Source organism: Xanthobacter sp. AM11 (assembly GCF_047444035.1).
Lineage (GTDB): Bacteria > Pseudomonadota > Alphaproteobacteria > Rhizobiales > Xanthobacteraceae > Xanthobacter.
In genome coordinates this window covers 2,930,001-2,949,946 of sequence record NZ_JBLAOA010000001.1, presented here as the reverse complement: position 1 = coordinate 2,949,946, position 19,946 = coordinate 2,930,001, and the positions used below count along the sequence as shown (strand labels likewise).

The 19,946-nt window shown below is 67.2% G+C and carries 22 protein-coding genes and 3 tRNA genes (1 of these 25 only partly in view); 8 read left to right on the top strand and 17 right to left on the bottom strand.

What is annotated here, in order from left to right; all coding sequences use genetic code 11:
* The first annotated feature begins 175 nt into the window (after positions 1 to 175).
* Positions 176 to 784, top strand: coding sequence for an LOG family protein (locus ACI7BZ_RS13575; RefSeq protein ID WP_414117676.1), 609 nt, complete (start codon positions 176 to 178; stop codon positions 782 to 784).
* Between the two features lie 267 nt (positions 785 to 1,051).
* Here ACI7BZ_RS13575 and ACI7BZ_RS13570 read toward each other — a convergent pair.
* The 4 genes from ACI7BZ_RS13570 to ACI7BZ_RS13555 form a co-directional block, all read right to left on the bottom strand.
* Positions 1,052 to 1,128, bottom strand: a tRNA-Arg gene (locus ACI7BZ_RS13570).
* Between the two features lie 125 nt (positions 1,129 to 1,253).
* The gene (locus ACI7BZ_RS13565) at positions 1,254 to 1,559 is read right to left on the bottom strand and encodes an ETC complex I subunit (RefSeq protein ID WP_414117675.1); all 306 of its coding nucleotides are present in this window, start codon (positions 1,557 to 1,559) and stop codon (positions 1,254 to 1,256) included.
* A gap of 215 nt (positions 1,560 to 1,774) precedes the next feature.
* Positions 1,775 to 2,074, bottom strand: coding sequence for a hypothetical protein (locus ACI7BZ_RS13560; protein ID WP_414117674.1), 300 nt, complete (start codon positions 2,072 to 2,074; stop codon positions 1,775 to 1,777).
* Between the two features lie 134 nt (positions 2,075 to 2,208).
* Positions 2,209 to 2,285: transfer RNA gene (locus ACI7BZ_RS13555), tRNA-Pro, on the bottom strand.
* 192 nt (positions 2,286 to 2,477) lie between these two features.
* Here ACI7BZ_RS13555 and ACI7BZ_RS13550 point away from each other — a divergent pair.
* Positions 2,478 to 2,762, top strand: a complete 285-nt coding sequence (locus tag ACI7BZ_RS13550; RefSeq protein WP_414117673.1) for a hypothetical protein — start codon at positions 2,478 to 2,480, stop codon at positions 2,760 to 2,762.
* A 106-nt stretch (positions 2,763 to 2,868) separates the two neighbouring features.
* Here the strand turns inward: ACI7BZ_RS13550 and ACI7BZ_RS13545 are convergent, their stop codons facing one another.
* Positions 2,869 to 3,708 carry a transporter gene (locus tag ACI7BZ_RS13545; protein WP_414117671.1) on the bottom strand — a complete coding sequence of 280 codons (840 nt, stop codon included), beginning with the start codon at positions 3,706 to 3,708 and terminating at the stop codon, positions 2,869 to 2,871.
* A 621-nt stretch (positions 3,709 to 4,329) separates the two neighbouring features.
* On the opposite strand from ACI7BZ_RS13545, the gene ACI7BZ_RS13540 reads away from it, so the two are divergent.
* From ACI7BZ_RS13540 to ACI7BZ_RS13530, 3 genes are read left to right on the top strand one after another with little or no spacing between them, the layout of a single operon-like run.
* Positions 4,330 to 5,166 carry a hypothetical protein gene (locus ACI7BZ_RS13540; RefSeq protein WP_414117669.1) on the top strand — a complete coding sequence of 279 codons (837 nt, stop codon included), beginning with the start codon at positions 4,330 to 4,332 and terminating at the stop codon, positions 5,164 to 5,166.
* Between the two features lie 48 nt (positions 5,167 to 5,214).
* A complete protein-coding gene (locus tag ACI7BZ_RS13535; RefSeq protein WP_414117668.1) occupies positions 5,215 to 5,817 on the top strand; it encodes a chromate transporter in 603 nt (200 codons plus the stop codon).
* A complete protein-coding gene (locus ACI7BZ_RS13530) occupies positions 5,814 to 6,350 on the top strand; it encodes a chromate transporter (protein WP_414117667.1) in 537 nt (178 codons plus the stop codon). Before ACI7BZ_RS13535 ends, ACI7BZ_RS13530 begins: the two co-directional genes overlap by 4 nt.
* 6 nt (positions 6,351 to 6,356) lie before the next feature.
* Here the strand turns inward: ACI7BZ_RS13530 and ACI7BZ_RS13525 are convergent, their stop codons facing one another.
* From ACI7BZ_RS13525 to ACI7BZ_RS13515, 3 genes are all read right to left on the bottom strand, one after another.
* On the bottom strand, positions 6,357 to 6,866 hold the full coding sequence (locus tag ACI7BZ_RS13525) for a DUF192 domain-containing protein (protein ID WP_414117666.1): 510 nt from the start codon (positions 6,864 to 6,866) through the stop codon (positions 6,357 to 6,359).
* A gap of 2 nt (positions 6,867 to 6,868) precedes the next feature.
* A complete protein-coding gene (locus tag ACI7BZ_RS13520) occupies positions 6,869 to 7,447 on the bottom strand; it encodes a cold-shock protein (protein WP_414117665.1) in 579 nt (192 codons plus the stop codon).
* Between the two features lie 84 nt (positions 7,448 to 7,531).
* Complete coding sequence (locus ACI7BZ_RS13515) at positions 7,532 to 8,302, bottom strand: SIR2 family NAD-dependent protein deacylase (protein WP_414117664.1); 771 nt, start codon at positions 8,300 to 8,302, stop codon at positions 7,532 to 7,534.
* A gap of 131 nt (positions 8,303 to 8,433) precedes the next feature.
* On the opposite strand from ACI7BZ_RS13515, the gene ACI7BZ_RS13510 reads away from it, so the two are divergent.
* Entirely contained in the window at positions 8,434 to 8,856 is a 423-nt protein-coding gene (locus ACI7BZ_RS13510) for a VOC family protein (RefSeq protein WP_414117663.1), read from the top strand.
* 154 nt (positions 8,857 to 9,010) lie between these two features.
* Positions 9,011 to 9,085 (top strand) — tRNA-Glu (locus ACI7BZ_RS13505).
* 116 nt (positions 9,086 to 9,201) lie between these two features.
* On the opposite strand, the gene ACI7BZ_RS13500 is transcribed toward ACI7BZ_RS13505, so the two are convergent.
* The 9 genes from ACI7BZ_RS13500 to ACI7BZ_RS13460 all read right to left on the bottom strand — a co-directional run bounded on the left by ACI7BZ_RS13500 (position 9,202) and on the right by ACI7BZ_RS13460 (position 19,153).
* Entirely contained in the window at positions 9,202 to 9,543 is a 342-nt protein-coding gene (locus tag ACI7BZ_RS13500) for a BrnA antitoxin family protein (RefSeq protein WP_414117662.1), read from the bottom strand.
* The gene (locus ACI7BZ_RS13495; protein ID WP_414117661.1) at positions 9,530 to 9,775 is read right to left on the bottom strand and encodes a BrnT family toxin; all 246 of its coding nucleotides are present in this window, start codon (positions 9,773 to 9,775) and stop codon (positions 9,530 to 9,532) included. The genes ACI7BZ_RS13500 and ACI7BZ_RS13495 overlap by 14 nt, the downstream gene beginning before the upstream one ends.
* Before the next feature lie 327 nt (positions 9,776 to 10,102).
* Positions 10,103 to 11,344, bottom strand: coding sequence for an ABC transporter substrate-binding protein (locus ACI7BZ_RS13490; RefSeq protein WP_414117660.1), 1,242 nt, complete (start codon positions 11,342 to 11,344; stop codon positions 10,103 to 10,105).
* A gap of 74 nt (positions 11,345 to 11,418) precedes the next feature.
* Complete coding sequence (locus ACI7BZ_RS13485) at positions 11,419 to 11,958, bottom strand: acyl-CoA dehydrogenase C-terminal domain-containing protein (RefSeq protein WP_414119168.1); 540 nt, start codon at positions 11,956 to 11,958, stop codon at positions 11,419 to 11,421.
* A complete protein-coding gene (locus ACI7BZ_RS13480; protein WP_414117659.1) occupies positions 11,879 to 13,240 on the bottom strand; it encodes an acyl-CoA dehydrogenase family protein in 1,362 nt (453 codons plus the stop codon). The genes ACI7BZ_RS13485 and ACI7BZ_RS13480 overlap by 80 nt, the downstream gene beginning before the upstream one ends.
* A 20-nt stretch (positions 13,241 to 13,260) precedes the next feature.
* Positions 13,261 to 14,043 (bottom strand): SDR family oxidoreductase, encoded by a 783-nt coding sequence (locus tag ACI7BZ_RS13475; protein ID WP_414117658.1) that lies wholly within the window; start codon positions 14,041 to 14,043, stop codon positions 13,261 to 13,263.
* The gene (locus ACI7BZ_RS13470; RefSeq protein WP_414117657.1) at positions 14,040 to 16,136 is read right to left on the bottom strand and encodes a 3-hydroxyacyl-CoA dehydrogenase NAD-binding domain-containing protein; all 2,097 of its coding nucleotides are present in this window, start codon (positions 16,134 to 16,136) and stop codon (positions 14,040 to 14,042) included. Before ACI7BZ_RS13470 ends, ACI7BZ_RS13475 begins: the two co-directional genes overlap by 4 nt.
* A gap of 104 nt (positions 16,137 to 16,240) precedes the next feature.
* Positions 16,241 to 17,890 (bottom strand): long-chain fatty acid--CoA ligase, encoded by a 1,650-nt coding sequence (locus ACI7BZ_RS13465; protein WP_414117656.1) that lies wholly within the window; start codon positions 17,888 to 17,890, stop codon positions 16,241 to 16,243.
* 81 nt (positions 17,891 to 17,971) lie between these two features.
* A complete protein-coding gene (locus tag ACI7BZ_RS13460) occupies positions 17,972 to 19,153 on the bottom strand; it encodes an acetyl-CoA C-acyltransferase family protein (protein ID WP_414117655.1) in 1,182 nt (393 codons plus the stop codon).
* A gap of 171 nt (positions 19,154 to 19,324) precedes the next feature.
* Between ACI7BZ_RS13460 and ACI7BZ_RS13455 the strand changes: the two genes are divergently transcribed.
* Positions 19,325 to 19,946 carry the 5' portion of a FadR/GntR family transcriptional regulator gene (locus ACI7BZ_RS13455; protein ID WP_414117654.1) on the top strand. The gene runs 116 nt beyond the window's last position, so only the first 622 of its 738 coding nucleotides appear in the window; it begins with the start codon at positions 19,325 to 19,327; the stop codon falls past the right edge of the window.

The following is a 19,946-nucleotide window of genomic DNA, read 5'->3' as shown; positions in this document are numbered from 1 at the left end:
GGCGCATTCATCGGCTATCGGCGATAGACGATGAATGTTGCATTTTCAAGTCGCATCTCAGCCGGCGGATGACCGCGCCGGCGCGGCGTCACCGTTTCGTCGCCGCCGATGGTTTAGGTCCCCGGATCGCGGGCAGGCAATGCCGCCCGGGCGGCATTTTTGCTAAAGTGGACCCATGGCCAGAATCGATAGCGTGTGTGTCTATTGCGGCTCCTCCTCCGGTGCCGACCCTGTCTTTGCCGAGCAGTCCCGCGCATTCGGGCGCATTCTCGCCCGCAGCGGCGTCCGCCTCGTCTATGGCGGCGGCGGGGTGGGGCTGATGGGGGAGGTTGCGAGCGCGGTGGCGCTGGCGGGCGGCGCCGTCACCGGCATCATTCCCGGCTTCCTCATGAGCCGCGAACGCGCCTTCGCCCATGAGGCGGAGATGATCGTCGTGGACGACATGCACGCCCGAAAGCGCCTGATGTTCGAGCGGGCGGACGCCTTTGTCGCGCTTCCCGGCGGGGTGGGCACGCTGGAGGAACTGGTGGAGCAGCTCACCTGGGCCCAGCTCGGCCAGCACCGCAAGCCGATCCTGCTCGCCAACATCGCCGGCTTCTGGGACCCGTTCCTCGCGGTCATCGGCCACATGCGGGCCTCAGGCTTCATCCGCGCCGAGACGCCGGTGGAGATCCTCACCGCGGAGCGCATCGAGGACATCCTGCCGCGCCTTCAGGCGGCGGCAGCGGGCATCCCCGACCGCCAGCTCCATGCCGCCGACGAGGACGTGGCCGACCGCATGTGACGGCACGCCGTCCCGGCGATCAGCTTTCCGGCCGATCGAGCGCCGCGATGGCCACCATCATGACGGAGCCGATCAGCATGATCGTGACGACTGTCTGCATGTCCTTCACCCTTGCTGCAGTGCCGCATGGGGAACATTAGGCCATAGGAAAACTATGGTGCAATGCACAATCGCGCATGACGGCCTGCGCCGCGCGCAGGGCTCGCGTATGCATAATGGCCTGTTCATGCGGGGTACGGCGGCGGCACGGGCCGGCACCGAGCGGATTGGCGACCCCGGCAGGGCTCGAACCTGCGACCTAGTGCTTAGAAGGCACTCGCTCTATCCAGCTGAGCTACGGGGCCGGCTCGGCGCTTTTAGTGCGCCATCGACCGCAACGGAAGTGCATTCGCGCCGGCGCAGCCGGCAGCGCCAGACCTGCCTTCGGCCTGGGCCGTGCCCTCCGTGGCCAAAACGGTCCCGGAGCGAATCAGTGGGTCCACTGGCCGGCGCGGTTGAAGGAGAAATTGTCGGAATAGGCGATCTTGCGGCGCCCGGCCTCGTGCGGCTCGAACAGTTGGAAGGGGATGGCGCGCTTCTGCGCGTAGGCCACCGCCTCTTCCTTGCTGTCGAAGGTGAGGCGGATCTGGCTGCGCATGTCCGCGGAGGAGGTGTAGCCCATCAGCGGCTCCACCATGCGCGCATGCTCCGGCTCGAACTCAAGCACCCAGTGCTTGGTCTTCGCGACGCCCGACTGCATGGCGTTGCGTGACGGCTTGTAGATGCGTGCCACCATGATGACTGCGTCCGTCCTGCACCTGGAGCCCGACCCGGCCGCCTTGCCCCAGGCGGATCGGTGAAGCGGTCTCCAAAGGAGTGATAAGGAACGCGGGGTCCGGTCACATTGCGGTGCAATCCGACCGGCGCGTGCCCTTGCGGCGGGCGCCCTCGCCCGCTGCCGTTTCGTCTATAGTCACGCCACGCGGCGGTGACAACCGAGCCGGGGGCTTCTCACTTCAGAATGAGGCAACTCGCCGCCGCTTCGGCCGCCCCGGTGGCCTTCATGTGGTCCAGCTTGCCGGACATGACGAGATTGCGGGTCTGCTCGGTCACCACGGCCCGACCATCCGCGCCGGGCACCAGCAGCGGCGCGCTGGCCTGGTAGATGGCCCGAGCCTCCGGCGGCAGCTTGGCCGCACACCGCTCCGCCGCCGCCTTGTCGGCGAGCGCAGGCGCGGCGCAAAGGGCCCCGCCGGCCAGGAGAAGGCTCCCCAAAGCGGTGCGCGCCATCGCCTTTGTTCCGATTCTCATTCCACGTCTCTCCTGCGTCGCGCCGGCCCGGACGGGCGGCACGTGCGCGCTTTGAGCCGCAGATGGGAGAAGATTGCAAGTGCGGTCCCGGCCGCAGGGCCCGCAGGCATGCGGGGGCTTGAGGAAATCGAGAATGGTCGGAGCAGCAGGATTTGAACCTGCGACCCTCTGCTCCCAAAGCAGATGCGCTACCAGGCTGCGCTATGCTCCGACGGCTCGTCCGCTCCCGTCGTTCCTACATTTTCGCGACCGACGGCGCAAGGTTGGGCAAACGGGGCAGCCATGCGGGGCACGCTTGATTTTCTGCCGCCGGGCGCCACAAAGCTGCGGGCGGTTCCGGCGCAGGCCTGCATGGGGGCCGGGCCGCTCATGTTTCCTGCCTTTTCACACGGGGATTTTTCCGATGGCGTCCGATGCCGAACTTGCGGAATGGCTGAGCAACATGGCCAAGGCCGTGGGCGCAACCCAGGCCCACACCATGGTTCAGCATTACATATTGCGCGACATGCTGATCCAGCTCGCCGGCGCGCAGGACAAGCCCGAGGCCTATATCGCCGCCATGTTCGAGCGCGTCAGCAGCCTCGTGGACCAGTGCGAGCTGGCCGGAAAGCCGGAGGTGGAGGCCGAGATGCGCTGGTATGCGGAATCGTTCTTCACCGCCGCGGGCAAGGCGGCCGCCAAGCCCTGAGCGTGTGCCGCCCCACAGGGCGGCAAACGGCAGGCACGAAGGGAAAAAGCCCGGCCGGCCCCGGGTTCAGCCGGCCGGGAGAAGGTTCGTGTGGGCGAAGCCGGCGCTATTTGGTCAAGAGTGTGCTGCGCGCGGGTTGCGGGTTCCACAAGGGGACGATGACGCGTCCCCACAGGCGCGTGTCGTAGCCGCCGTAGTTTTCCTCGTAGACATCGGTGGTGAGATAGGCCTGTGCGATCACCGGCCCGAAATCATAGCCGATGAGGCCGCCGACGGCGAACTGGCTCTGCTTGCGGTAAAGCGGCAAGGGGTTGTTGAGGTCCGTGGAATAATAAGCCACCGGCCCGATTTCAAACTTGCCGATCTTCTTGGTGGCGGTGAGATCCACATTGAGGAAGTTGGGATTGATCGTACTGGTCACGCCCTCGAACTGGATGCCCCAGATGGCATTGGCGGTGAGGTTCCACCCATCCGCGGTATAGCTGATGGCAAAGCGCTGGTTGAAGGAGGTGGAATCGAAGGCAACCGAGGTGTTCACTCCCACGTAGAAGCCGGCCATATAGCTGACGCCGAACCCGTTCCCCAGGTCCCAGGCCAATTGTGCGGCAAGGAACGGATTGTAGAAGCCGGACGTATAGTCCGTCCCCTCCACGCCAACCTCGATGAGGGGCATGGCCCCGAGCAGCTGCAGCCGCCCGCCAAGCAGGAAGACCGGTGTCGCCCAGGCAAGAACCGGAATATCGACGCCGACGCAGGTGTCCTCCGGCGAGGTGTTCCGGCAGCCCCAATCCGCAGTATTCACGAAGTATACGCCCTCTGGAAGGGGCGCGCCGGCGGCAAGGCCGACGGTTTCACCGGGCTGCGTCACTGACCCGGCATGGGCGCAGGGCGCCAGGGCGACGAGGGACAATGCCCCTGCGGCCGCCATTCTCGCGAATGTCGTCATGTATTTCCTCCGATGTCGCGCGAGCCCTGTTTCCGGGTCCCACCGGCCGGCTCTTCGCAGGCGTTTCCTCAAGGCGCGTTTCGCGCCGCACGTTTTCCCCGACGGAGGATCGAGCCCCCTTCGGTATCGCAAATGGACGGCCGGCACCCGTCGGCCGCGCTGATGCATGCGCCGACCGGACCGACAGCCCGGAAGGCGGAGGCGTGCAAAAGGGAAAGCTTGCGGCAGCGTGTCACGACCTGAGCGGCGCGAGCATCACTCGCATCTGCGCCGCGCGCGACCTTCGAGGGTAACCCGGAAATCCCGATTCCGGGGCCCTTGAAGCCGAAGCAATGCCTTGTTTAGCTCAAAAAACCGGCACGCGCCATCGCGATCACGATTACGAGATGGGCATTTCCACGACAATCTGGAACCGTTGCAATATCGCCACAATTACCTAACGGAAGGCCCGTTTTCCCCTTGAGCCGCCGCAAAATTTTCATCATGGCCCCGGGAAAGAAGGTGATGATTTACGTTTCGCGATGAATGCTCTGGTCGCGACATCGGCGGGCCTTCGTCCCTCCCGGGTCGCGGCCACCTACCCTCCATCACCCCTTGCGCCCCCGGAACGGTACGGCTCCCATGCAGGACATCCACTACCGCGAATACAAGATCCTCCTGCGGCCAGGCCAATTCTACTCTCCGAAGCGATTCGAGGATTATTGGAACGAGGTCAAACAGGTCGCCAAGAAGCATGGCGTCGGCATCACCCCCAATCCCAACGCCTTCAAGCGGCTGGTGCGCGAGGTGCTGTTCTACGACACGCCGCAGTTCGAGCTGTATCGCAACTCGTTCATCCTGCGGAAGCGCACCTTTTATGATGACGGGTGGCCGCGCCCGGACCATGAGCTTGCCGTCAAGTTCCGCAGTCCCGACCGCGAAAAGGCGGCGGCCATGGACATGGCGCCGCGCATGGTGGGAGCGGTGGAGGTCAAGTTCAAGGAAGAGATCCTGCCGCTGAAGGACGAAGTGGGCGGCCTGCGCTCCCTTTACTCCCACAATTGCATCATCGTCTCCCCCAATCTCGTGCTCAACCACGGCGTTGCCGATATCGTCAGCGTGTTCCCCGCCATGGCCTGTGTCGATACCGACGGCGACAGCAAGGTGGACCTGGTGAACAACATGGCGGTGGAGGAGATACAGGTGGAGCCCGGCCACTTCGATTTCGGCCACGGCTACGAAGCCAAGGCCACCATCGCCATCTGGCGCAATCGCGCTTCGGAAGCCTCGCTGGTGGGGGAATTCGCCTTCCAGGCCAAGTTCCTGCATTCGGAGGAGGTCAGCCGCAAGGCCAAGGAAATGTCGGAGGCCTTCTTCCGCGACCTCCAGACCCAGGCGCCGGAATGGGTCCAGCTCGGCACCACCAAGACCGCCATGGTCTATGGCATCGGGCCGAACAAGGTGGACCACAGCGAGTAGACGATCCGCCGCCCCGCCCCCTGCCCTGCCCCGGAGCCCGTCGCACCCATGACCGCGGACGCCCAAAAGCCGGTCGCACCGCGACCGGACACCCCCGCCGCGCCGGCGGTGTCGCTGGCCGAGATCTTCCTGACCTTCCTCCTCATCGGTGCCACCAGCTTCGGCGGCGGGGTGGTGGCCTATCTACGCAACGCCCTGGTGGTGACCAAGGGCTGGCTGGACGAGGAGCAGTTCCTCACCGCCCTTGAAATCTCCCAGGCCCTTCCCGGGCTCAACGCCACCAATATGAGCGTGATCGTCGGCGACCGCCTGCGCGGCCCCATGGGGGCCATCGTCGCCTTCTTCGGCATGACTCTGCCGGGCGGGCTTCTGGTGTTCGCGCTGGGCATCCTGTGGGCGTCGAACCACGGCAATCCGGCCATGCACGCCGTGCTGGCGGGCATCGGCGCCGCCTCGGTTGGGCTGCTCGCCGCGGTGACGCTGCAGATCGGCCACAAGCAGTTGGAGCACATCACCGAAATCGCCCTGGTGGTGCTCACGGTGGTGCTGGTGAGCGTGCTCCACATCTCCCTGGTCATCGTGCTGGTCACGGTGCTGCCCCTGGCCCTGTTCATCTACCGGCCGCGCCGCGCACCGGGAGAGGACGCATGAGCGAAAATCTCAACACCGATCTTCACGTCCTCGGCGTCTTCTCGCTCCTGTCCCTCCTCGCCGTCGGCGGCGGCACGGCGGTGCTGCCGGAGATGAAGGCGCTCACGGTCACCGCCCACCAATGGCTCACCGACAGCCAGTTCCGCGACATCTACAGCCTCGGGCAGGTGGCGCCGGGCCCCAATATGCTGATGGTGATCGTCATCGGCTATCATGTGGCGGGCACGCCGGGGGCGCTCATCGCCTTCACCGGCTTCTTCCTGCCGGCCTCGGTGCTGGCCCTGGGCAGCTCGCGGCTGTGGAACCATTTCGAGGGCTCGCCCTGGCGCCTCGCCTTGCAGAACGCCCTCGCCCCCATCGTGGTGGGACTGATGGCCGCCGGCATGATCGCCATCGCCCGCACGGCGATCACCGGCATCACCACCACGCTGATTGCGGTGGCGGTGTTCCTGGCGGTCTATTTCGGGCCGAAGATCAATCCCGCCCTGCTCATCCTGGCCGGCGGGGCGGTGGGCTTCTTCACCCTGCAGTGAGCGGTCCTATCGGCGCTGGAACACCGGGTGGGCCACCTTGTCCCCCGCCTGGATGCCGAGCCGGCGGGCGGCGCCGCCGGCAATCTCCAGCACCGCCCGCACCGGCTCGCCGGACGAGATGGTCTGGGTGGAGTGCGGCGTCGTCATCGCCGCGATGCGCGCGATGGAGCCGTCGGCGCGGATGAACAGCATGTCCAGCGGGATGTAGGTGTTCTTCATCCACATGTAGACCGGCTGGTCCACCTTGAAGTCGAACAGCATGCCCGACTGCTCGGCCAGCGATTTGCGATACATGAGGCCGTTGGTGCGCTGCTCGTCGGTGCGGGCCACCTCCACCTCGAAGGTCACCACCCCGCGGGCGGTGGCGATTTCGAGCGCCTCAAGGGCGGCCGCGGGGCCGGCGGCCTGCGCCGGAGCTTGGGCCAGAGCCACGGGGGCGAGGCCGGCGGGGGCCAGCAGAAGCGCAAGGCCGAAGGTGGCCGACAGGGCCAGCCGGCAGGACAAGGCGTGGAACATGGTCAGTGGTTTCCGTTGGAGCCCGTATCGGCCTTGACCTCGGCCGCCATCAGGCCCTTGCCGCCGTCGCCATAGCGCACCAGCACCGCCTGGCCGGGCCGCAGCTCGGTGAGGCCGTGGCGGCGCAGGGTCTCCATGTGCACGAAGATGTCCGGCGTGCCGTCGCCCTGGGTGAGGAAGCCGAAGCCGCGCAGGCGGTTGAACCATTTCACCGTCGCCCGCTCGAAGCCGGTGGTGGGCTCCACGGCGACACGGGTGCGCGGCGGTTGCGGCGAGGTGTGCACGGCGGTGGAGAGGTCCAGCGAGAGGACCCGGAACGCCTGGCGCCCCTTGGCCCGCTGCACGGCCTCGCACACCACGCGCGCCCCTTCGATGGCGGTCTGGAAGCCGTCGCGCCGCAGGCAGGTGACGTGCACGAGCACATCAGGTCCGCCGTCGTCGGGGACGATGAAGCCGTAGCCCTTGGAGGCGTCGAACCACTTGATGGAACCGGACACTTCGACGAGGCCGACTGGCTCCTCGCCCGCATCCTGTGTCGAGCCGTCGGTTCGTGGCCCCAGCCCTAGTGCGTCAGACCCCATGACCACCCCGACCTCACGCCCGGACACGCCCTCGATTCCGCGAGTGGCCAGAATAGCAACTCCCGGCGGCTTCGCCCACCCTCTTCACGCCTGCAGCGCAAACGGAGCGAGCACATCGCCGATCTCGGTGCGCACCACGAGGTCGGCAAGGTCGTCGAACTCGGTGGGCTCGCGGTTGAGAATCACCAGCCGCGCCCCCGCCTTCTTGGCTTTCAGCGGGAAGGCGGCGGCCGGAAACACCACCAGCGAGGAACCGATGACGATGAAAAGGTCGCACCCGCGGGTGAGCGCCTCCGCCCGGGCCATCTCCGTCTCCGGCATGGCCTGGCCGAAGGAGATGGTGGCCGCCTTCACCGGGCCGCCGCAGGCCGGGCAATCGGGCGCGACACCCCCGGCGGCATCGAACCGCGCCTTCACCCAGGACAATTCGTATCGGGTGCCGCAATCCAGGCAGGTGGCATAGGTGCCGTTCCCGTGCAGCTCCACCAGCGCCGCGTCGGGCAGGCCGGAGGCCTGGTGCAGGCCATCGATGTTCTGGGTGATGACGCCCGCCAGCCGGCCACGCTCCAGCAGGCGGGACAGGGCCATGTGGCCGCGGCCGGGCCGGGCGGCGGCAAAGGCCTCCTCCATGGCGAACTTGCGCCGCCATGCCTCGTTGCGCGCGGCCTTGTGGGCGCGGAACACATCGAAGGGAATCGGCTTGTTCTGCGTCCACAGGCCGCCGGGGGAGCGGAAATCGGGAATGCCGCATTCGGTGGAGATACCGGCGCCGGTGAAGGCCACCGCCGCGGCGGCTTCATCGAGAAGTTTCGCCAGATGCGCCTGCGCGCCCTTGAGATCCGTATCGAACGTCATACGTGAACAGCGCCGGCCACCGGCACCCTCCATTCGCCCCTCGGGGCGTGCTGATCTTTGCGGAGCATGCCGCCCGGCCGCAAGAAGACGGCACGGCACGCCTCACGCTTCCTCTACCGACGGGATCGCCGATGCGCTTTCTGCACACCATGGTCCGCGTGACCGACATCGACCAGTCGCTGGACTTCTACTGCAACAAGCTGGGGCTTCAGGAGGTGCGCCGCAAGGAGGTGCCGCAGGGGCGCTACACCCTCGTCTTCCTCGCCCCGCCCGGCCAGGAAGGGGTGGCCGAGATCGAGCTGACCTATAATTGGGACAAGGAGCCCTATGGGGAGGGCCGCAATTTCGGCCATCTCGCCTTTGAGGTGGAGGACATCTACGCCACCTGCGAGCGGCTGATGGCGGCCGGCGTCACCATCAACCGCCCGCCGCGGGACGGCTACATGGCCTTCGTGCGCTCGCCCGACAACGTTTCGGTGGAGCTGCTGCAGAAGGGCGAGCCGAAGCCGCCGGCCGAGCCCTGGAGCTCCATGGCCAACACCGGCAAGTGGTGATCCCCGGCAAACAGCCGCCGGCCTGAACCCGGGGCGCCGCGCCGGCGCCCCGCCACCTCACCTCGCCTTTGGAAATCTCTCCGCCGCCGCTTGCAGGCGCGCCGCGCGCCCCCTATAAGGACGCCCTTCCCGGCTTTCACCGAGCCGGCAGCGCGCGCCCTTCGTCTATCGGTTAGGACGCCACCCTTTCACGGTGGAGAGAGGGGTTCGACTCCCCTAGGGCGCGCCAGAATATCTCTGACAACAATTATGGTTTATTTTCAAATGGTTCCAGAGCCGTCATTCGGCTATGGCACCCCAGCCGGGACCCCACGCGGGACCCCATTCACACCGCCATGGGTCAACTCATAACCCAGCCGCCTTCCTTAGCGCGGCGTTGATCCGGCCTTGCCAGCCGTCCCCGGTGGCCCGGTAATGCTCGATCACGTCTGGATCGATGCGCAGCGTCACCTGCTTCTTTGCACCGGCAGCGCCCGTCTTCGGACCGCGGCGCTTATAGGCGGCCACCAGATCGGGCGCCGTTTCCGTAGCCGGTCGGAACGCGGCCATGTCCGCCTCCGTGAGGGGCGGGTTGTCGGGATCGCTTGTGGCGGCGGCCGTGATCGCCGCATCCTCTTCCGGCGAGATAAGGGCGAGCGAGGCACGGGCTCGGGCGCGGGCCTTGGCGCGGGGATCAGAATTCGACATAGAATTTCACCTCCCGAATATTCGCCTTGCGCAGGCTGATGACGCGGACGTGCAGGCCACGGCGGGTGAACACCATGACGTGCAGCCGCTCGCCGATGAAGCCGATTGCGGTACACCGGACCTCGCCATAAGGCTGGCGGGCATCGATCCGCTCAAGGGCGCTGTCCCACTCGAACCGTGACGCCGCCCGCATGGGCACCCGGTGCTTGGCGAGGTTTGTGGCCGCCTTCACAGGGTGCCACTCGTAGAAGCCCCGCTTCCCGTCCCACCGCCCTTCGATGGGTGAATTCGTAGCTACATTTTTCAGTCTCGTCAACAAATTCGTAGCTACATAATTAGTGCTTCGCGGGAGCGGTGCGCCTGGCGGCCTTGGAGGGCATCCCGCAGGCGCCTCGTTCGCCAACAGCTGGACCGCCCGCAACGGATGATCGGGGGGCGCCCTCCGCCTCAAGGTCCACTTAGCTGAAAAGCACGCCCATCTTCTCGTCCGATCCCCGCGCCGATGACACGCGTGAATCACAGCAAAATCGGACGGGCGAGCGACGTCTTCAACAGCCTGCTAGCGTGCGTCCGCAAAGGGGCAGTTGCTCTCGCTCAAGGGACGGATGACGTCTTCGGCGGGCATGTCGCGCACCGCCTTGAGATAGTCCCAGGGCCCCTTGGACTCGGCCGGCGACTTGACCTCGTAGAGGGTCATGCCCTTCATGAGGCGACCGTCGGCTCGCACCTTCGCACCCTTGGCGTAGAAGTCGTTGACCGGAAGCTCATGGATCTTCTCGGACACCTTCACCGGATCGTCCGTGCCGGCCGCCTCCACCGCCCTGAGATAGGCGAGGACCGCGCTGTAGACACCCGCCTGCAGGTGCGAAGGCGCGTTCTGCGTGCCGCGCTCGGCGCGCCAGCGGCGGGTGAATTCGCGCGCGGCATCGTCCTGGTCCCAATAAAAGGGCACGACGAACTGCAACCCCTGCGCCGCCTTCAGGCCCAGGCTGTGCACGTTGGTGATGTAGAAGGTGGTGGCGGCAAGCTTCTGGCCACCCTCCACGATGCCGAATTCTGCGGCCTGCTTGAGGGTGTTGGTGGTGTTGTCGCCGGCATTGAGCACGGCGATGACCTTGGCCTTGGAAGCCTGCCCCTGCACGAGATAGGCGCTGAAGTCGGAGGTGGCCACCGGATGGCGGGCCACGCCGACGATCTTGCCGCCCGCCGGCACCACCACCCGCTCGATCTGCTGCTGCAGGGAGTGGCCGAACGAATAGTCCGCGACGATGAGGAACCAGGTGTCGCCGCCGCCCTTCACCGCCGCGCGGCCGATGGCGTTGGCGATGGTGGAGGAATCATAGTTCCAGACGAATCCGGTGGGCGAGCAGTTCTCGCCGAACAATCTGTCGGTGACGGAGCTGACGTTCAGGATGACCGCCTTGTTCCGGGCAAGGTCCTGCACGGCCAGCGAAACCGCGGAATTGCCGAAATCGACGATGGCATCGACGCCCTCCACGTCGATCCATTTGCGGGCGATGCTGGCGCCGATGTCGGCCTTGTTCTGGTGGTCGCCGACCACCAGCTCGATGGACTTGCCGAGCACCTTTCCGCCGAAGTCCTTGATGGCGAGCTGGGCAGACGCCACCGAGCCCGGCCCCTGGGGATCGGAATAGGGTCCCGCCTGGTCGTTCAGCACGCCGATGCGGACGACGCCGTTCGACGGCTGCGCAACCGGGGCACCAGCCGGCGCGAGGGCACCGACCACCGTGGACACGAACGCGAGGAGCAGCCTTTTTCTGACACTTCCATTTTTGAACATCGATTCCTCCCAGGTTTTCCGAAGCTGTTGTGTTTCGGATTTCTTTTGCTTGCGCTGGAATGGGGGGGCGCGCCTCAGAACAGCTCGGCGCGCACCTCGCCTAAAAGATGGGGCGCGGCGCGCAGCGGCGAGAGCCAGCCGGGGATCTTCGGCAGCTCGTAGGCGGCGAAATAGCGGGCGGTCTCGACCTTGCCCTCCACGAAACTTGCCGGCAGGTGGTCTCGCGCCGCCTCCGCGGCAAGCGCCTGATCCAGCCAGAGCCACCCCGCCACCAGGTGGCCGAAGGCGCAGAGCACGGCGGTGGCATTGTCCAGCGCGCCGGTTCCCGCGGGATCGGCGACCAGGGCTTGCGCCACCTCCGCCACCGCCCCGCGCGCCATCTTCAGCACCCGCCCCGCCTCCGCGAGGGCGGCGGAGGCAGCGGCCCGGGCCAGCGTGCCGTCGATCCGTGCCAGCAGCGAAGCCAAGGCCTCGCCCTTGTCCCGGATCAGCTTGCGGCCGACGAAATCGATGGCCTGGATGCCGGTGGTTCCCTCATGGATGGGGTTGAGGCGGTTGTCGCGATAGAGCTGCTCCACGTGGAAGTCGCGGGTGTAGCCGTAGCCGCCGTGGATCTGGATGGCGATGTCGCTGGCGGCGAGACCCCATTCCGAGCTTCCAGGTCTTCGCCACCGGCGTGAGGAGGTCGAGCAATTGCCGCGACGCGACGTCCTCCGCCGTCTCGGCGAGGTCGGCGAGATGGAAGCAATAGAGCACCAGCGCCAGAGCCCCTTCCGCATAGGCCTTCTGCGCGAGCAGCATCCGTTTCACGTCGGCATGGGCGATGATGGGGATGGGGCGCGCGTGTGGCGCCGCACCGCGCGGGCGGCCCTGGGCGCGCTCGCCGGCATAGGCGACGCTGAGGCGGTGGCTGCGATAGGCCAGCATGGCCGCTCCGAGCCCCACCTGCAGCCGCGCCTCGTTCATCATCATGAACATGATGGCGAGCCCCTGCCCCGGCGCGCCGACACGGTAGCCCACCGCGCCCGCCGCGCCGCCCGGCCGGTGGTGCTGGCCCTCGCCGAAATTGAGCAGGCAGTTAGCGGTGCCGCGATAGCCCATCTTGTGGTTGAGGCCGGCCACCACCACGTCGTTGCGCTCGCCGGCGAAGTCGCCGGGCGCCACCAGCACCTTCGGCACGGCGAACAGCGAAATGCCGGCGGTGCCGGGGGGAAGCCTTCCATCCGGGCCTGCGATCTTGGCCAGCACCAGGTGGCAGATATTCTCCGAAGCATCCTGATCGCCGCCGGAGATCCACATCTTGTTGCCGGTGAGGCGGTAGCGCGCGCCGAGGCCATCCTCCCCGTCCGCGATCGCGCGGGTGGTGATGTCGGCAAGGGAGGAACCCGCCTGCGGCTCCGACAGACACATGGTGCCGAAGAAGCGTCCCTCGATCTCGGGGCGGGCGAAGGCGTCGATCAAAGCTTCACCGCCAAAGGCGGTCAGGAGCCGCGCATTCGCCACCGTCAGCATGGGATAAGCGGCGGTGGCGATGTTCGCGGCAAGGAAATGGGCGAAGGACGCGGCGGCCACGGTGAGCGGCAGCTGCATGCCCCCATGCTCATAAGCGAAGCTCTGGCCGAACAGGCCGGCCTCGGCATAAGCGGAAAGGGCCGCGCCGATCTCGGGCAGGATATGCACGCCGTTTTCGTCGAGCGTCGGCTCCACCCCGTCCGCCGTCCTGTAGTGGGGCAGGAAGTGGCGCGCGGCGACGGTCTCGCTCAGATCGAGCAGCGCCGTCAGCGTCTCGCGGCTGAGGTCGCAAAAGCGCGGGATCTCGGCCAGCCGGTCCGCGCCCAGCCAGTCGAGCAGAAGGAAGTCCAGATCCACGCGACGGATCAGCGATGCTGAGGTCATGGGTGTTCCCGTGTTTCAGTTCAGATCGCGGTCATGCCGCCGTCCACCGCGAGGGTCTGGCCGGTGATGTGGGCGCCGGCGTCGGAGGCGAAGAGCAGCACCGCCCCCTTCAGGTCGCTCTCGCCGCCGAGCCGGCCGCGCGGCGTGACGGCGAGGAGCTTCTCGCCGTGCCTGTCGAGGGTGCCGGCAGTCATCTTCGAGGGGAAATAGCCGGGCGCGAGGGCGTTGACCGTAATGCCGCGGGCACCCCATTCGGCGGCGAGCGCGCGCGTCAGGCTGATGACGCCGCCCTTTGAGGCATTGTAGGCGGCGGTGCCTTCCATGCCGGGCAGGTTGCCTGTCAGGCCGGCGATGGAGGCTATGTTGACGATGCGCCCGTACCCTTGCTGAAGCATCGCCCGGGCCGCCACCTCGCGGGTCAGGTCGAACAGGCGGTTGAGGTTGAGGTCCATCACCTTGGCCCAGCCGTGCGGCGGGTAGGCTTCGGCCGGGGCACCCCAGGTGGCGCCGGCATTGTTCACGAGAATGTCGATGCGCCCCGTCACCGCGAGGGCCTCGCTCACCATGTGCGGGATCGAGGCCGGGTCGGACAGGTCCGCCGCGAGCGCGGTTGCGGCGATGCCCAGCTCTTCCAGATGTTGCCTGGCCTGCGCCAGTTCATCGGCCTTGCGCGCGGTGATGACCACATGGGCGCCGAACTCGCCGAGCGCTTCCGCCATCTGCAGGCCGATGCCGCGCGAGCCCCCCGTGACGATGGCCACGCGGCCGGAGAGGTCGAACAGGCGATGCAGGTCGCGGGTCATGCGCCATCTCCGTTGAGGGTACCAAAGCCCGTGCCGGCCCCGGCCGCACGGCACAGCAGATCGGCCGGCCGCCAGGCCCAGCCCTGATAGGCGCCGGCGAAGGCCTCGATGCGGGAGAGAACCTGCGGCAGGCCCACGCGATCGGCGTAGAACATCGGCCCGCCCCGAAAGCGCGGGAAGCCGTAGCCGTTCACCCACACCGTATCGATGTCCAGCGGGCGGGCGGCGATCTTGTCCTCAAGGATGCGCGCGCCCTCGTTCACCAGGGCATAGACGCAGCGCTCGACGATCTCTTCATCGCTGATCGACCGGCGGGTGATACCGAGACGGTGCGATTGCTCCACCACCAGCGCGTCAATGGCGGGATCGACTTCCGGCTTGCCGCCGTTCCCATACAGATAGTAGCCGGCCCCGGTCTTCTGGCCGAAGCGGCCCATCTCGCAGATGATGTCGGGGATGCGCGAATAGGGCCGGTCGGGCTGCTCCACGGCGCGGCGCTTCCGGATGTTCCAGCCGATGTCCTGGCCCGCAAGGTCCATGGTGCGCAGCGGGCCCATGGCCATGCCGAAGGCCTCCATGGCGGCGTCCACCTGCTGCGGCAGGGCGCCTTCCTCCAGCAGGACATAGGCCTGGCGCAGATATTCCTCGAACATGCGGTTGCCGATGAAGCCGTCGCACACGCCGGAAACCACCCCCACCTTGCGGATCTGCTTGGCGAAGGTCATGGCGCGGGCGAGCGTCTGGGGCGCCGTCTTTTCGCCGCGCACCACCTCCAGCAGCCGCATGATGTTGGCGGGGCTGAAGAAGTGCATTCCGATTACGCTTTGCGGCCGGCTCGTGAATGCGGCGATCCGGTCCACGTCCAGCGTCGAGGTGTTGGAGGCAAGCACCGCACCTTCGTCGGCCAGGAGGTCGAGCGCCTCGAACACCTGCTGCTTGACGGCGATGTCCTCGAACACCGCTTCGATGACGACGTCGGCGCCGCGCACGGATGCGATATCGAGGGAAAAGCCGATGAGCGCCCTCTGCGCCAGCCCGGCGGCCTGCGTCAGCCGCCCGCGCTCGACGGCACGCGTGATGGTACCCTCCACGGAGGCGCGGGAGCGCTCCAGCGCCGCGGCGTTGGCGTCGATGACGGTCACGGGAAGGCCGGCCTGAGCCACCGCCAGAGCGATGCCCGTTCCCATGGTGCCCGAGCCGATGATGGCCACCGAGCGCACGGGGTCGCCGTTCAGCGCCGGGTCGAGCCCAGGAACCCGCGCCACTGCGCGCTCGGCGAGGAAGGCATGGCGCAGGCCGCGTGCCGGCTCGCTGACCAGCAGGCGGTCGAAGATGTCGTATTCGGCTTTCAGGCCACCGTCGAAGCCGAGGATGACGCCCGCCTCGATGGCGTCGAGCGCGCCGCGGACCGCATCGCCCGGCGCCCCCCGGGGCGCCTTGCCACGGGCCTCGGCGAGGACGTCCGGCCCACCCGCGTTGGACAGCTCCCGGTCGCGGCTCCTGCGGCGGCCGTCTGCGGCGACAGAACGGGCATAGGCGATGGCCTCGGCGCGCACATCGTCACCGGCGAGGGCATCCAGAAGGCCGATGCGGCGGGCCTCTGCGGCCCCGATGGCCTTGCCGCTGGAGATCAGTTGCACCGCCTGGGCCACGCCGGTCAGGCGCGGAAGGCGCTGGGTTCCGCCCGCACCGGGAATGAGGCCGAGAGTCACCTCCGGCAGCCCCAGCTTCGCGTCCGCGGTGGCGATCCGGTAGTCGGTCGCCAGCGCCAGCTCCAGGCCGCCCCCGAGCGCGCCGCCTTGGATGGCGCAGATCACCGGCTTCGTCAGTCCGTCGAGCACGTCGTCGAGCCGGCGCGCCGGCGCCGCGATCGCGGCAGGGTCCTTGTCGAACTCGGCAATATCCGCCCCAGCGCTGAACATCCGGCCTTCGGCCGCAAGTACGACGGCGTTGACCTGCGGATCGGCATCGAGTGCGCGCAAGGCCGCCTCGATGGCCTGGGGAATGCCCGCGCTCGCCGAAATGGGATTGAGCGGCGGATTGGAGAATACGATGATCCCAACCCCGTCCTCGATATGCGTCTTGACCGGCACGATGCTTCCCTCCGCCCGCCCCTTTGCGATGCGGTCCGCGCAGCACGCGGCACATCGGGCGGGGGCTCCGGCTGACTGTTTGAAATCGGATCGATATACGCAGCTTACTTTTGCGCTCTAGCGATGATGTAATCGGAAAACGTCTTGCGAACTTCAGCTTTCATGAGCTTTCCGGTCGCCGTGTGTGGCAATTCGTTTACAAACACCACATCGTCCGGGACCCACCACTTTGCCACCTTGCCGGAATACCAGTCGAGGATCTCGCTCTTGCCCGCGGCGCTTCCAGGCTTCAGGACCACGAGCAGGAGAGGACGCTCATCCCACTTGGCGTGGCGCGCGGCGATGACGACCGCCTCCTCGACCGCCGGATGCGCCACCGCGATGTTCTCGAGCGCGATGGAGCTGATCCACTCGCCGCCGGACTTGATCAGGTCCTTGGTGCGATCGGCGATCTCGACATAGCCGGAGGCGTCCTGCGTAACCACGTCGCCGGTGCGGAACCAGCCGTCCGCGGTGAAGGAATCCTGGCTCCGGCTCTTGAAATAGGCCGCCGCGATCCACGGGCCGCGGATCAGCATCTCGCCGATGGAGACCCCATCGGCGGGCACTTCGGCGCCGGTGTCGTCCACCACCTTGATCTCGACCCCGAAGGTGGGACGCCCCTGGCGCCGCTGGGAAGCGTGCCACTGCGCAAGCGGCATGTCCTTGTTCTCGACCTTGCGCTGGTTGAACAGGCCGCAGGGGGTCGTTTCCGTCATGCCCCAGGCATGGTTGACGGTGATGTCGAACTCGTCGTGAAAGGCGCTTGCGATGTGGGGCGGGCAGGCGGCGCCGCCCACCGTGATCCGCAGCTGCTGGGGAATGGCCGGGCGCGTCGCGCGCAGGCGCTCCAGCACGCCAAGCCAGACCGTGGGCACGGCGGCCGACCAGGTGACGCCGCTCGCCGTGATCAGATCGACAAGGTCGGCGGCTTGCGGCCGCGGGCCGGGCAGGACAAGGCTCGCCCCCACCATGGGCGCGCTGTAGGGCAGCCCCCACCCGTTGACGTGGAACATGGGCACCACCGGCATGGCCACGTCCACCGCGCGCAGGCCGAAGAAATCCGGCAGGTTGGTGGAATAGCCGTGCAGCACCACCGCGCGATGCGAATAGAGCACCCCTTTGGGGCTGCCGGTGGTTCCTGATGTGTAACAGAGGCTGACCGCCTCGTTCTCGTCGAAGCGCGGCCAGTCGATCTGGGCAGGCTCGCCGGCAATGAGCGCCTCGTAGGAGATCACCTCGAGATGCCCCTTCAGGGCCGTCTCGGGCACGTCCTCGTCCTCGCCCAGCACCACGAGCGTGGCGACGCCCGCCGCTTTCAGCTGCGCCCCCAGCTCTTCCACGACCGACATTTCCAGCGGATCGACGAACAGCATCGCATCGGCGGCATCAGCGATGATGTAGGCGATCTGCTCCCGGAACAGGCGCGGATTGATGGTGTGGCAGATGGCGCCGACGCCGGCGACGCCGTAATACAGCTCCAGGTGCCGGTGGTCGTTCCAGGCCAGCGTGCCGATGCGCGCGCCCGGCAGGATGCCGCGTCGCTTCAGCGCGTGGGCGAGCTGCGCCGCCCGGCCCTCGATCTCGGGATAGGAATGGACGACCCGGCCGCCGCCCGCGCGGCGTGTCGTGACCCTGGCATGGGTATGGTACCTGGACGCGAAGCGGATGATGTCCGACACGTTCAGGTCGCGGCCCTGCATCAAGCCCTTCATTGTTGGTCCTCCCTCGCACTCTTATTGTTCTTCGTCGAACAGGACCGCCCTCTGGCGGGGCGGTTCCCGGCCCGACCGCTCTCACATGCGCTCGAAGATGGCGGCGATGCCCTGGCCGCCGCCGATGCACATGGTGACGAGCGCGTAGCGGCCGCCGATGCGGTGCAATTCGTAGATGGCCTTCACGGTGATGATGGCCCCCGTGGCGCCCACGGGATGGCCGAGAGAGATGCCCGAGCCGTTGGGATTGACCTTGGCGGGATCGAACCCCAGCTCGCGCGCCACGGCGCAGGCCTGGGCGGCGAAGGCCTCGTTGGATTCGATCACGTCGAGGTCCGCAATGGAAAGCCCGGTGCGTTCCAGCACCTTGCGCGTGGCCGGGATGGGGCCGATGCCCATCTCGTCCGGCGCGACCCCGGCATGGGCGTAGCCCACCAGCCGGGCGAGGGGCTTCAGCCCCTTCCTCTCGGCAACCCCGGCCTCGGCCATCACCACCGCCGCGGCGGCGTCGTTGATGCCGGACGCGTTGCCGGCAGTCACGGTGCCGTCCGCCTTGAAGACCGGCTTCATCCTGGAGAGGGCACCGAACGTGCTATCGGCGCGCACGTGCTCGTCGGTGTCGAAGATGGCGATACCTTTGCGGGAGACGATCTCCACCGGCACGATCTGCGCGCGGAAGCGCCCCTCGGCGATGGCGTGGGCGGCACGACGATGGCTTTCCGCGGCAAGCGCGTCCTGGTCCTCCCGGCTGATCTGCCGGCGGGCGGCCACATTTTCCGCGGTGATGCCCATGTGGATGTCCTGGAAAGGATCGTGCAGCGCGGCGAGCATGTAGTCCACCATGCGCGCGTCCCCCATGCGGGTGCCCCAGCGCATGGCGGAGGAGATGTAAGGACCCCGGCTCATGGATTCGGCCCCGCCGCCGACAGCAATGTCGGCATCGCCGAGGGCGATGGTCTGCGCCGCCGAGACGATGGCCTGAAGCCCCGAGCCGCAGAGCCGGTTGACGTTGAAAGCCGGCACGTCCTGGGGCAGGCCCGCATTCAGCGCGGCGACGCGGCTGAGATAGGCGTCCCTGGGTTCGGTGGGGATGACGTTTCCCAGGACGAGATGGCCGACCGCGCCGGGCTCGACGGCGCTGCGCTCCAGCGCGGCTTTCACTGCAATGGTCGCGAGCTGCGACAGCGGCACGTCCTTGAGGGCTCCGCCGAAGGTGCCGATGGCCGTGCGCGCAGCGCCGACGATCACGATGTCAGGTGTCATTTGTCTTCCCTGGTCCCGCCGGTCCGCACGGCCGTGCAAGCGGACCCCTCCCGCCGATGCGGCGCGTCTCATCTGTTTACGGTTTTACGGTATGTTGGTTTGTTGAACAAGGGAACATTTGCACAACATGGCCGGCAATGCTAAGCCCAACGGATCGACCGAGATTGCGCCATGTTTCAACGTATTGAGCCCGTTCCGGCCTATCGCACCGTGTGCGATGCCATCGAGAAGCAGATCATGACCGGCCGCCTCGGCGCCGGAGATCCGCTGCCCACCGAGACCGAGCTTGCCGAACAGTTCGGCCTTGCCCGCCACACCGTGCGGGAGGGGCTTCGAATCCTGGAGGAAAGCGGCCTCGTCGGCCGCGAGGCAGGGCGGCGGCTGTTCGTGAAGGCCCCGCATTATTCCGACCATGCGCCCAAGGCCTCGCGCGCCCTCGTCATGCAGCGTGTGACCTTCGAGGAGCTGTGGGAGGTTTCCATGTCGCTGGAACCGACCGCAGCGGCGCGCGCCGCGACCCGGATCGACGCGGAGCAGATCGAGCAGTTGGAGGACAATTACCGCCGGTTGGAGGAGGAGCGCGCCGCCGGACGCTCGGTCATCGCGCTCGATGTGGAATTTCACACCCTGGTGGCCGAGATCGCTGCCAACAAGGCGCTCCTGCTCGCCCGCGAGCCCATTTCCCAGCTGTTCTATCCGGCGCTCGCCAAGCTGTTCGCCCATCCGCTCAATTGCGAAACTGGGCCGCGCCGCCTCGCGCAGGCGCATCGGCACATCATCGACGCGCTCAAGG